Source organism: Ottowia sp. VDI28, assembly GCF_049532675.1.
GTDB lineage: Bacteria > Pseudomonadota > Gammaproteobacteria > Burkholderiales > Burkholderiaceae_C > Ottowia.
In genome coordinates, this window is the sequence record NZ_CP149820.1 from 3,489,173 (window position 1) to 3,501,972 (window position 12,800).

A 12,800-nucleotide genomic window follows, 5' to 3' on the forward strand; every position below is an offset into this window, starting at 1 on the left:
TCCTAGCTCCGTTGTTCTTCAGATGACTTTGGCTTCGTTGCGGAGCTTGTCCACCAGGGCGGCCACATCCGGCACCTTCACGCCAGCACCGCGCTTGGGCGGCTCAGCCACTTTCAACGTCTTCAGCCTCGGCGCCACATCCACACCCAACTCTTCGGGCTTGATCACGTCGAGCTGCTTTTTCTTGGCCTTCATGATGTTGGGCAGCGTGACATAACGCGGCTCGTTCAGGCGCAGATCGGTGGTGACCACCAACGGCAGGCTCAGGGCAATGGTTTCCAGGCCGCCGTCGACCTCGCGCGTCACGCTGGCCTTGCCGCCTTCGATTTCAACCTTGCTGGCAAAGGTGGCCTGCGGCAGGTCCGCCAGCGCCGCCAGCATCTGGCCGGTCTGGTTGGCATCGTCGTCAATGGCCTGCTTGCCCAGAATGATCAGTTGCGGCTGTTCCTTGTCGGCCAGCGCCTTCAGCAACTTGGCCACCGCCAGCGGCTGCAGCTCGGCATCGCTCTCGATCAGCACGCCACGGTCTGCTCCAATGGCCATCGCCGTGCGCAGCGTTTCCTGGCTCTTCGCATCGCCGCAGGACACCGCAATGATCTCCGTGACCACGCCCTTTTCCTTCAACCGAACCGCCTCTTCGACGGCAATCTCGTCGAAGGGGTTCATGCTCATCTTCACGTTCGCAATGTCTACTCCCGTGCCATCACTCTTGACACGTACCTTCACGTTGTAGTCCACCACGCGCTTGACAGCGACCAGTGCTTTCATTTACGGCATCTCCTGCAGGTTTTGAAATTAAGGACCGAACGCGCCTATGCATGACAGAAAGTGAGGCACGTTGGCATCGGTATCTGGGCAAACATTCTAGTTCACCGCCGGGCAGCGCCCCTGGAAACACGTTCTCAAGGCGCTGCAGGGAGCATGAGCTTGATATTAAACGAATTTCGAACGATCGTTCTTTTTATTTTGAAAGATTGCCCACGGACACATCACCGGCACCTTGTGCGGACGGCTGTCCTTCGCCTGAGCCTGGGGCCATGTGCACCACACGCTGAGGGAACGGAATATCGATCCCGTGCTCGCGCAGCGACCGCAAGATGGCCAGATTCACCTCCGAGCGCAAGCCGAGCTGGCCGGACTCAGGCTGGTCCATCCAGAAACCCACGGTGAACTCAAGCCCATCGGCACCGAAAGCCGATAGCGACACCGATGGCGCGGGCTCCCGCAGCACACGGGAACTCGACAAAGCCGCCTGCCGCAGCAAGCGCATGACAAGATCGACATCGCTGTCATAGCCCACGGAGATCACACTGGATCTCCATACCCGCCGGTCCGTCAGGGAGAGGTTCTCAACCCGCTGGGTGACCATCATTTCATTCGGCACGATCGACTCACCGCCGTTGCCTGCCCGGATTACCGTGTAGCGTGTGCGGATGTCGGTCACCTGGCCCTCATAGCCATCCACCTTCACCATGTCGCCAATGCGAATGGCCCGCTCGGCCAGCACCACGAAACCGCTGACATAGTTGGCCGCCAGCTTTTGCAGGCCCAGCCCGATGCCGACGCCGATGGCGCCGCCCAGTACCGAAAGCGCGGTCAGGTTGATACCGACCGCCGAAAGCGCGATCAGCACCCCCACCCCCAGCAGCAAGGCCCGAACCGCATTGGCGATGGCGATGCGCACCGACAATCCGGCTCCGCTGGCCGTGCGCAGCAGCCGGGTCTCGATGGCCGTGGAAGCCCAAAGAGCCAGCATGACCACCACGCCCACGGTGATCACGCCCCGAAACAGCATAGCGATCGAGAGCTTGCTGCCCCCCACCTGCCAGGTCACCTGGTCGAGCTCGTCCATGAGCAATGGCAGCACTCCAGTCACCCATAACACGAAGCAGAGCCACACAATCCAGGAAATCGAACGTTCCAGAGCGCGCACCGACTCGGCTTTTGGGAAGGCCGCCTGCAGCGCTTTCACGCCGATGCGGATCACCGCCAGCGCCACGAGCGCCGGCAGAGCCACGCGGAAAAAGGGTACGGCCTGCCAGCGCGACAGCTCCAGCCGCGCGACATAGGCCAGGCCAAGCCACAGGATGGGAAACAGGGCGCCGTCGAACCCTCTCGAACCGTTGAGAATGGACGGCTTATCGTCCGTGAAAGGCCAGGCCCGCCTCGCCGCAATTGCCAGCGCCCAGGCCGCCAAGGCGCAACCGGCGATCACCGCGATTTCGATCAGCACCCCGCGCTGGCTCACGCTGGCCCACCAGTCGGTCCAGTCGTCTATGCGCAACCCCGCGTCGGATGTCAACCCTGTCTGGATAGACGCCATGCGGGTTCTCGCTTGTCAATGAACGCCTGAACGCCCTCCTGCGCAACATCGAGCATCATGTTGCAGGCCATGGTCTGGCCAGCCAGTTGATAGGCTGCCTCGATGCCCAGTTCACGCTGCTGGTAGAAAAGCTGCTTACCCATGGCCACCGCTTCGCGTGGTTTGGAGCAGATGGCGCTGAGCAATTCCTCGATGGCTGTATCCAGTTCGCTGGCCGGCACCACGCGGTTGACAAGCCCGCGCGCAAGCGCCTCGGCCGCGTCGATGAAGCCGCCTGTCAGCAGCATTTCCATGGCCTGCTTGGCTGGCAGGTTGCGCACCAGGGGAACGCTGGGGGTAGCGCAGAACAAGCCGACATCGATACCATTGACGCCAAAGCGCGCCGTATCCGCCGCCACCGCCAGATCGCACTGGGCCACCAACTGGCAACCGGCGGCAGTCGCCAGCCCCTGCACTCGGGCGATGACCGGCACCGGCAGTTTCAAGATGGCCAACATCATCTTGCTGCACTGGGCGAACAGGCGCTGGTAATACGCTTGCTGGGGGTTGGCCTTCATCTGCTTCAGATCGTGCCCCGCGCAGAAGGCTTTGCCTTCGGCGGCGATCACCAACGCGCGCGCCGATTCATCGGCCGCGATCTCGGCAAGGTGGCTCTGCAATTGGGTGAGCACGGTCTCGCTCAGCACATTGAAGGACTTGGGCTGATGGAGCGTCAGCACGTGCACGCCGCGCGCATCCCTCTGATGGAGCACCGGAGAATCAGTGATATGGGCCATGACGCAATCCGATTGACAGTTCAAACACTCGCAAGCACCCGAAGATGGGCCTCCACGCTGCGCGCCAGTGCGTTGAGGTTGTAGCCACCCTCCAGGCAACTGACGATGCGGCCGTTGGCAAAGCGGTCCGCCACGCCCTTCACGCGCTGGGTGATCCAGGTGTAATCCTGATCCACCAGGCCAAGCTGGCCCAGGTCGTCGTCGCGGTGGGCATCGAAGCCGGCGCTGATGAGGATCAGTTCCGGCTTGTGGGCTTCCAGCCGTGGAATCCACATCATCTCGATCAGCTCGCGGATATCCATGCCTCGGGTGTAGGCCGGCACCGGGCAGTTGACCAGGTTCGCGTCGTGTTTCTTCGCACCCCCATCGGGATAGAACGGGTGCTGGAAGAAGCTCACCATGAGGATGCGTTCGTCGCCCGCCACGATGTCCTCGGTGCCGTTGCCGTGGTGCACGTCGAAATCCACGATGGCCACCCGCTTGAGGCCATGCCGCTCGCATGCGTATTTGGCCGCCACCGCCACGTTGCTGAAGAAGCAGAAACCCATCGCCTGGTTGCGCGTGGCATGGTGGCCGGGCGGTCGGGTGCAGCAGAAGGCGTTTTCCAGCTCGCCGGCCATCACCGCATCCACCGCATTGATGGCGGCACCCGCCGAGAGCAAGGCCGCCCGGTAGGTATGCTGGTTCATGGAGGTGTCCGAATCCAGCGAATAGTGATCCGGGCCGCCCGCCTGGATCTCCTCGAGCAGGATGTCATTCAGGCCTCGCAGAGCCGCCACGTGGCGCCGGCCATGCGCCAGCAGGAGCTCGCCCATGGCGGCAGGCGTGGCTTCGCGCCGCTCAAGGGCATCGCCCACGCCCGTCACCAGAAGGCGGTCTTCGATGGCGTCCAGCCGCGCGGGGCACTCGGGATGACCCGCGCCCATCTCGTGCTTGCGGCAATCTTCGTGTGTAAAAAATCCGGTCGTCCCCACGGCTTTATTCGCTAGTTTTTCAGGTAACGTCGCCCTATGGACGTCGCAACAAAAATCCAATCGATTCTCGATCAGCTTAACACGGTGCTGGTGGGCAAAAACAGTCAGGTTCAAGACAGCGTAGCCTGCTTGCTGGCTGGCGGCCATCTGCTGATCGAAGACGTCCCCGGGGTCGGCAAGACCACGCTGGCCCATGCGCTGGCACGCACCTTCGGCCTGCAGTTCTCTCGGGTGCAATTCACGGCCGACCTGATGCCCAGCGATCTATCGGGCGTTGCCGTGTATGAGCGGGGCAAGGAGGCCTTTGTCTTTCACCCCGGCCCGGTGTTCGCGCAGGTCCTGCTGGCCGACGAGATCAACCGTGCCAGTCCGAAGACGCAGAGCGCGCTGCTGGAGGCCATGGAAGAGAAACAAGTGTCGGTCGAAGGCCAGACGCGGGCCTTGCCCACACCATTTTTCGTGATCGCCACGCAGAACCCGCATGACCAGTTGGGCACCTATGCCCTGCCGGAATCGCAGCTTGACCGCTTTCTCATGCGCATTTCGCTGGGCTATCCCGAGCGGCAGGCGGAGCGCCAGTTGCTGACGGGCAGCGATCGCCGCGATCTGCTTGCCACCCTGCCCGCCTTGCTGAACGCCGCAGATCTGGCCGCCTTGCAGCATGCCGTGGAGCAGGTTCACGTGGCTGGACCGCTGCTGGACTATGTGCAGGACTTGATCGCTGCTACCCGATCGGGCCGCTGGTTCATTCAGGGGCTCTCGCCGCGCGCGGGTATCGCCCTGATGCGGGCGGCGCGGGCACAGGCGCTCATTGCAGGACGCGGCTACGTGGCCCCGGACGACGTGCAGGCTATCCTGCCCCAATGCGTGGCGCACAGGATGGTGCCGGTGAGCGATGCTGGCCGAGGTGCCGCCGAACAGGTGCGCGCCATGATCGACGCTACTCCGTTGCCGTGATGCGTCCCCTCGTTAACAGACTTCGCTACGCTCGGCGCTCTTGCTCTTGTTCATTCGCTGCGCCCTCAATAGGCTTCACTGCGTTCCGCCGTATCGGCCCCTTCCCCCCTGGGGGAAGGCTGGGATGGGGGCTTTCACGGCGGTTGATCTGAATGGCTTTCTGTTAGCTATCCAAGGTCGGAGGCCAGGATTGCCCCCGGCGGTGCACCTACCTTTCTTTGCGTCGCCACCGGATCGCCGGCCGAAGAAACGTAGGCCAAAGAAAGGCGACCCCACTTGCCGTGTCCCTCCGCTTCGCTACGGGCAACCTGCGGTGCCCGATCGAGGAGTGGTGCCGTCGAACTCGCTATGTTCACTTCGTTCACGTCGCTCAAACAACGCCGGCAAGTCAGATCTTGAAGCAGGAGCATCTTTCAGTGCTCCTGCCCACCCCTCGCTCTGCGCTCCTCGGCACGGCTGTATGGACCGGAGACATGGTGGACACCTGTTCGGGGACATGGTGAACAGATCAAGCTTAGGTATCGAACAGCCTTATAGGAGGTCACCGATGCCTTGGCAGGAAAGCTCAGCCATGTCCCTACGCGAAGAATTTGTAGCGCTCGCCCAGCACGAACAATCCAATATCCGAGCACTGTGCTTGCGCTTTGGCATTAGCCCCACTACAGGCTACAAATGGCTTGAGCGTGCTCGCCAGCTTCAGCCCTTGAGCGATCGAAGCCGCAGGCCTAAGCATTCACCCAATCAATGCCCGCTTGAGTTCGAGCAGCAAGTCTGTCAGTTACGCCAGGAGCACCCCGCCTGGGGCGCACGCAAGCTCACGCACAGATTGATGAACTTAGGAGTCAAAGTGCCTGCAGTGAGCACCGTGCATGCGATCTTGTGTCGCCATGGTTTGATTTCGGGTCAGGCCAGTGAGGCAGCCACGCCCTGGAGGCGCTTTGAGCACCCTGAGCCCAACGATCTGTGGCAGATGGATTTCAAAGGCCACGTAGCCATGCTGCGCGGACGCTGCCACCCACTGACGATTCTTGATGACCACTCCCGGTATGCCGTGTGTCTGCAGGCGTGCGGCGATGAGCAGGAAGCCACCGTGGTGCAGCGTCTTGAGATGGTGATGCGTCGCTATGGTGTGCCCGCTCGAATGACCATGGACAACGGCAGCCCATGGGGTGGCTACGATGGCTGTCACTACACCAGCCTGGATCTGTGGCTGATGCGTCAGGGGATTCGAGTGGGCCACTCACGGCCCTACCATCCTCAAACGCAAGGCAAAGATGAGCGCTTTCACCGCACACTCAAGGCGGAGCTGCTGCAGGGGTTGCCTCTTGCCAACCTGAGCGAAGCCCAGCACGCCTTTGACCGCTGGCGCCAGGTGTACAACCAACAACGCCCTCACCAGGCGCTGGACATGCAAGTGCCGATCGTGCGATACCGGACCAGTCCCAGGCCGTACTGCGAGCGGCCCGCAGAGCCTGAATACGCCAGCGCCGAGCAGGTGCGCCAGGTGCAAAAGCAAGGCGCCATCTCTTGGAAAAACCGCCTCTGGAAGGTCGGCAAGGCCTTCAAAGGCCAGCAGGTGGCCGTGCGCGCCGATCCCACTGAAGATGGATGCTATGACGTGTTCTGGAGCACCCTTCGAATTGCTCGCATTGATCTGCGCGATCAGTCTATACAGGCCGGCAGAGTCATTGTTTAATATCCAAAAACCGTTCACCATGTCCCCGAACAGGTGTCCACCATGTCCCCGGTCCATACACACGGCCAGAGGGGTTGGATACCTGAGTCGGGCCATTGCTTCGCTCGGCCTGCGAATGGTTTGATTCCGGCTTTCGCCGGAATTACAAAGAAGGCGAGGCTTCTGGTGTCTAGGCCGAGCCAGCTCTGCTGCTCGCCCATCGCACGCACCGCAACCTCGCGAACCTCGAGCCATACCTAATGGCTGTCGGTACGCTTCTCCCCAAGCTGCGCTTGCGGCAACAGATACGCGAATGGTGGCTCGCCCGGCTTCCCTTCACTGATACGCTCACGCTCAGGCAGGGAAACGTCTACATCCTTCCCACGCGTGCGGGCTGGATGCTCGCTGCCACGCTGGCCGTGTTGCTTGTGGCGTCGATCAACTATCAGCTCAACCTGGGCTATCTGCTTACTTTTCTGTTGGCAGGCTGTGTCGCGGTCGGCATGGTGGTCAGCCACAACACCCTGCGCGGGCTCAAGCTGCACCTGCTGCCGCCACCGCAACTTTTTGCCGGTGCGCTGGCCGTGCTGGACATCAAGCTGGCCAATGATCGCCGCACGCCCCGTTACGCCATCGGCCTGGCCGTTCAGGGCACCGGCCATTGGGCCTGGGCCGATGTGCCACCACAAGGCGAGGCGGCGGTGCAGATCAGCTTCACACCGCCGGGGCGCGGCCTGCACCGGGTACCGCCTCTGACGGCGGAAACGCGCTTTCCTCTGGGCACGTTCCGGGTCTGGACGATCTGGCGGCCCGCGGCCCAGGTGCTGGTGTACCCGGCGCCCGAGCCGCTCCCGCCGCCCTTGCCGCCGGGTGAGCCCCTCTCCGGCGCCGGTATGGCGGCGGGCGCCCGGTCCACCGGCGAATTCGATGGCGTTCGCGCTTACCAGCGCGGCGATCCCATGAAGCTCGTGGTCTGGAAAAAATTCGCGAAATCCGGCGAGCTGGTCAGCCGTGACGCCAGCCAGGCGCAACGCTACGAGTTGTGGCTGGATTTCGCCCGCGCAGGCGCACTCGACACGGAAGGCCGTCTTTCCCGTCTGGCGGCCTGGGTGCTGGCAGCCGACGCGCAAGGCCTCGACTACGGATTGCGCCTGCCAGGCATCGAAATCAAGCCCGACGGGGGCATCGCGCAGCGCCTGCGCTGCCTCCAGGCTCTTGCATTGTGCTAGCCATGATTCGCCCACACGATGTCTTCATTCCCGGATGGCCGGCCACGCGCAGGCGGAAATGACGAGAGGGTAACTGGAAATGAAGCTCATGCACTTGCCCCGAGACACGCGTGACACGCTGTTTCTGCTGGCTGTGGTCGGCTGGGTGGTCATGCCACAGGTCCGTTCGCTGCCGCTCTGGTGCAGCCTGCTGACGGCCGGAGTTTTGCTGTGGCGCGGCTGGATCGCCCTCAAGGCCAGGCCATTGCCCAGCCGCTGGTGGCTGCTGGCGTTTCTGCTGGCGACTCTGGCTGCTACCTATGGCAGCCATCGCACCCTGCTCGGGCGTGAAGCCGGGGTCACACTGATCGTGGTGCTGCTGGCCTTGAAGACCCTGGAACTGCGCGCCCGGCGTGATGCGCTGGTGATCTTCTTCCTCGGCTTCTTCACGATGCTGACCAACTTTTTCCAGTCGCAGTCGCTGCTCACGGCGGGTGCGATGCTGGTTGCACTGCTTGGCCTGCTCACCGCACTCATCAACGCCCACCGGCCGGTGGGCCAGCCCAGTTTGCGCGAATCGGCCCTGCTTGCCGGCAAGATGGCGCTGCTGGGCGCCCCCGTGATGCTGGTGCTCTTCCTGCTATTTCCGCGCTTTGCCCCGCTGTGGGGCCTGCCCAGCGATGCGCTGACCGGCCGCAGCGGTCTTTCAGGCACCATGAAGATTGGAGCGGTTGCCGAACTGGTGCTCGACGACCGGGTAGCCATGCGCGTGCGCTTTGAAAACGCCCAACCGCCACCGCAACGCACGCTTTACTTTCGCGGCCCCGTTCTGAGCCGATTTGACGGCAGCGAGTGGATCGCCACCGAAAGGGCTTTTCGGCCTTCGCGCGCCGCAAACCCGCCTGATCTGGAAGTCATCGGCTCGCCCATACGCTATGAAACCACCCTGGAGCCCAGCAGCCGCTCCTGGCTGCTCACGCTCGACGCCACGCCAGAGGCACCCAAGCTGCCCTCGTCGCAGCGTGCCCGCCTGACGACCGATCTGCAGTGGCTCGCCAGCAGCCCCGTCACCAACCTGCTCCGCTACCGTGCCGAAAGCTACCCCGAGTTCCGTTACGGCCTCACCGCTGCGGACGGCCGCGCCCGCCATGACCAGGGCGAGTATCTTCGCCTTCCCCCCGGCTTCAACCCGCGCACCGTGCAATTGGCCGAAGAGTTGCGCGGCCGGATCCCCGACGGCGAACCTGGCGGTATCGTGGCGGCCGCCCTGGAGCGCCTGCGCACGGGCGGCTACCAATACACGCTGGACCCGGGGGTTACGGGGCGAGACAGCGCGGATGAATTCTGGTTCGACACCAAGGCGGGATTCTGCGAGCACATCGCTTCCGCGTTTGTGATCCTCATGCGCGCGGCCGGTGTGCCCTCGCGCATCGTAACCGGGTTTCAGGGTGGAGAGATGAACAGCGTAGACGGCTACTGGACCGTGCGCAACGCCGACGCTCACGCATGGGCAGAAGTATGGATGGCCGACCGAGGCTGGGTGCGCGTTGACCCGACCGCCTCCGTGGCGCCCGGCCGCATCGGCCAGTTTCAGCGCCTGCGCGCGCCCGACGGCGTGATGGCCGGCGCCATCGGCGCCCTCAGCCCCACGCTGCTGGCCCAATTGCGCGCCAACTGGGAAGCCCTCAACAACAGCTGGAACCAATGGGTGCTCAACTACACCCAGGACCGCCAGCTCGATCTCCTCAAGAACCTCGGCTTTGAAGAGCCGAGTTGGGAAGACCTTGGCAAGGTGCTGGCCGGCCTGATCGTGCTGGCTGCCCTGGGTGGCGCGGCCTGGGCGCAATGGGAGCGCGGGCAGCATGATCCGTGGCAGCGCCTGCTGGCCCAGGTGCGCCAGCGCCTGACCCAATCCCGTATTGAGGTGCCGCCCAACGCGCCTCCGCGTGAATTGGCCCGGCTGGCCAATGGCAGCAACAGCTTGCCTGCGCCCATCAAGGCCGCACTGACCGAGTTGCTTCTGACCATGGAACGCATGCGGTATGCACCAGATGTAACAGGGCAATCTGCGCAGGTCGCTAAACTCCAGAGCCAATTCAAGCGGATCGTCTGGCCCAAGCCTACGCCATAAGAACGTATTGACGTTCCAAGCCCCTATTTCTCTGCATGCATCGACGCCCTCTTCTTCTGTCCACCTTCGCCACTCTGCTGACCGCCGGCAGCGGTGTCCCCGCCTTCGCCAGCAAGCGGCAACCGCGAAACGCCCGCGCCAAGGAAAGCGAAGACCTTGACCAGCCCTACCTTCTGCGCGAAGACGCCATGCGCTTTGCCGACGACCTCGCCGATCGGCGCGGCCTGGACCGCCAGTGGGTACGCAATGCCATTGGCCAAGCCCTCTATATCCGCTCCATTCCGCGGCTGATGCTGCCGCCACCGCGTGGTACGGCCAAGAACTGGGCGGTCTACAGGAGCCGCTTCATAGACCCGGTGCGCATCCGGGCCGGCGTACGCTTCTGGAACGCCAACGAGGCCACACTGGCGCGCGCGCAGGAGCAGTTCGGCGTCCCGCCGGAGATCATTGTCGGCATCATTGGCGTGGAAACCATCTATGGCCAGAACATGGGCAGCTTCCGCGTCATCGACGCACTGGCCACGCTGACCTTCGATTTTCCGCCGCAGCACCCTCGCGCCCAGGCCCGGCAAGCATTTTTCCAGGGCGAGTTGGAGCAGTTTCTCAGTCTGTGCGAGCGCACGGGCATGGATCCGGCCACGCCGCTGGGCAGTTATGCCGGCGCCATGGGCATGCCGCAATTCATGCCTTCGAGCTGGGTCAAATATGCCATTGATTTCGACGGCGACGACCGGATCGATCTATGGAACAGCACGGCTGACGCCATCGGCTCGGTGGCCAGCTACTTCAAGGGTTTCGGCTGGCGCCCCGGCATGCCCACGCACTTCTCGGTGTTCCTTTCACCGGAAGCCGATACGCCCGCCCTGCTCGCGCCGGACATTCTGCCTTCGTTCACGGTGGACAGTTTCGTCTCCAAAGGCGCCATCCTGCGCGGCGAAGCCCTGGCCCACAACGGCCCGCTCGCGCTGATCGAGCTGCAGAACGGCGCCGCCGAGCCTTCCTATGTGGCGGGTACGGAAAACTTCTACGTCATCACGCGCTACAACTGGAGCAGCTACTACGCCATGGCCGTGATCGAGCTGGGGCGCGAGGTCATGGCAGCGCGCTGAGCACTCCCGGGACCGCCGAGCTCCAGCTCGGCATTACGGCGTGCGAAAAGGGGCGATGCCAAGCTGGAGCTTGGCGGTCCCAGGTCAGTGGGCGCCTGCGGCGGCTTCCGCACCTCCGGCGCTCGCCTTGGGCCTCTTGGCCAGCCAGACCAGCGGAATCAGCAGCAGAAACAGCAGGGCTGAACCGTAGAAGATCTCCTGCGTGGACAGCATGTAGGCTTGCTGCGTCAGCAGGTTGTTGATGAAGCCCAACGCCTGTTCGTGGCTCATGCCGCTTTTCTGCAGGCCCTCGATGGTGTTCATGGCGGTCTGGCTGCCAGTATTGATGTTTTCAGCCAGATTGGCGTGATGCAGCGCTGCGCGGTTTTCCCACATGGTGGTCGACACCGAGGTCCCGATCGCCCCCGCCGTGATCCGCATGAAGTTCGACAGACCCGAGGCCGCCGGAATACGCGACGGGTGCAATCCCGAAAGCGTAATGGTGACCAGCGGAATGAAGAAGAACGCCATGGCCACGCCCTGGATCAGGGTCGGAATCATGATGGTGTTGAAATCGGTCTGCGTGGTAAACCGGGAACGCATCCACAGCACCAGGGCGAACACGAGGAACGCGAATGTGGCGTACTTTCTCGGATCGACCTTGCTCAACGTCAGGCCCACCATGGGCGACAGGACAATGGCAAACAAGCCGACCGGCGCCATGATCATGCCCGCCTGTGTCGCCGTGTAGCCCATGAACTGCTGCAGCCACAGCGGCAAAATGACCACGTTGGCAAAGAACAGGCCATACCCCACGGCGGTGGCCAGTACTGATGACCAGAAGTTCCGCTCCTTGAAGAGCGAAAGATCCACCACCGGGTGCTCTTCGGTCAACTCCCAGACCAGGAAGAAGACAAAGCCCACCACTGCGACCACGGTAATGGCGATGATTTCTCCAGAGTGGAACCAGTCGAGCTCCTTGCCCTTGTCGAGCATCAGCTGCAATGCGCCCACCCAGAGCACCAGCAGGGCCAGGCCCACGGAGTCGATGGGCACCTTCTTGATGACCGACTCACGCTGGCGATAGAGGCTCCAGGTGGCTGCCGCCGCCAGCAAGCCGACCGGTACGTTGATGTAGAAGATCCACGGCCAGCTCATGTTGTCGGTGATCCAGCCGCCCAGGAGCGGCCCCATGATGGGCGCCACCAGCGTGGTGATGGACCACATGGCCATCGCCAATCCGGCCTTGGCGGGCGGATAGCTCGACAGCAGCAGGGTTTGCGACAGCGGAATCAGCGGCCCCGCCACGAAACCCTGCAGCGCGCGGAAAGCGATCAGCAGCGTCATGCTCGGGGCCAGGCCACACAGCCAGGAGCTGATCACAAACAACAGCACGCTGGCCATGAACAGGCGCACCTGGCCGATGCGCTGCGTGAGCCAGCCGGTCAGGGGCACGGAGATGGCGTTGGCCACCGCGAAACTGGTAATGACCCAGGTGCCTTGCACCGGGCTCACGCCAAGATCACCGGCAATCGCCGGCAACGAGACGTTGGCAATCGAGGTATCCAGCACGTTCATGAACGTGGCCGCCGACAGCGCCAGCGTGCCAAGCACGCGGGCGCTGCCGGTGAGCGGTGGATGCACCCCAGGGGCTGAGGAGGAACTCAT

Annotated in this window: 10 protein-coding genes; 5 read left to right on the forward strand and 5 right to left on the reverse strand. The window is 63.2% G+C overall.

The window, feature by feature from the left end:
• Positions 1-18: 18 nt before the first annotated feature.
• The 4 genes from WJU18_RS16490 to WJU18_RS16505 form a co-directional block, all read right to left on the reverse strand.
• Positions 19-768 carry an electron transfer flavoprotein subunit beta/FixA family protein gene (locus tag WJU18_RS16490; RefSeq protein ID WP_423453963.1) on the reverse strand — a complete coding sequence of 250 codons (750 nt, stop codon included), beginning with the start codon at positions 766-768 and terminating at the stop codon, positions 19-21.
• Between the two features lie 193 nt (positions 769-961).
• Positions 962-2,323 (reverse strand): mechanosensitive ion channel family protein, encoded by a 1,362-nt coding sequence (locus WJU18_RS16495; RefSeq protein WP_423453964.1) that lies wholly within the window; start codon positions 2,321-2,323, stop codon positions 962-964.
• Positions 2,299-3,099, reverse strand: a complete 801-nt coding sequence (locus tag WJU18_RS16500; protein ID WP_423453966.1) for an enoyl-CoA hydratase — start codon at positions 3,097-3,099, stop codon at positions 2,299-2,301. Before WJU18_RS16500 ends, WJU18_RS16495 begins: the two co-directional genes overlap by 25 nt.
• A 20-nt stretch (positions 3,100-3,119) precedes the next feature.
• A complete protein-coding gene (locus tag WJU18_RS16505; RefSeq protein WP_423453968.1) occupies positions 3,120-4,073 on the reverse strand; it encodes a histone deacetylase family protein in 954 nt (317 codons plus the stop codon).
• A gap of 36 nt (positions 4,074-4,109) precedes the next feature.
• Between WJU18_RS16505 and WJU18_RS16510 the strand changes: the two genes are divergently transcribed.
• The 5 genes from WJU18_RS16510 (at position 4,110) to mltB (ending at position 11,153) form a co-directional block, all read left to right on the forward strand.
• A complete protein-coding gene (locus WJU18_RS16510; protein WP_423453970.1) occupies positions 4,110-5,030 on the forward strand; it encodes an AAA family ATPase in 921 nt (306 codons plus the stop codon).
• A gap of 547 nt (positions 5,031-5,577) precedes the next feature.
• Complete coding sequence (locus tag WJU18_RS16515) at positions 5,578-6,726, forward strand: IS481 family transposase (RefSeq protein WP_423453972.1); 1,149 nt, start codon at positions 5,578-5,580, stop codon at positions 6,724-6,726.
• A 239-nt stretch (positions 6,727-6,965) separates the two neighbouring features.
• The gene (locus WJU18_RS16520; protein WP_423453974.1) at positions 6,966-7,934 is read left to right on the forward strand and encodes a DUF58 domain-containing protein; all 969 of its coding nucleotides are present in this window, start codon (positions 6,966-6,968) and stop codon (positions 7,932-7,934) included.
• Positions 7,935-8,022: 88 nt separating this feature from the next.
• Positions 8,023-10,044, forward strand: a complete 2,022-nt coding sequence (locus WJU18_RS16525) for a transglutaminaseTgpA domain-containing protein (protein ID WP_423453976.1) — start codon at positions 8,023-8,025, stop codon at positions 10,042-10,044.
• A 35-nt stretch (positions 10,045-10,079) separates the two neighbouring features.
• Entirely contained in the window at positions 10,080-11,153 is a 1,074-nt protein-coding gene (gene mltB / locus WJU18_RS16530) for a lytic murein transglycosylase B (protein WP_423453978.1), read from the forward strand.
• Between the two features lie 84 nt (positions 11,154-11,237).
• Here the strand turns inward: mltB and WJU18_RS16535 are convergent, their stop codons facing one another.
• Positions 11,238-12,800, reverse strand: a complete 1,563-nt coding sequence (locus WJU18_RS16535) for a DHA2 family efflux MFS transporter permease subunit (protein ID WP_423453980.1) — start codon at positions 12,798-12,800, stop codon at positions 11,238-11,240.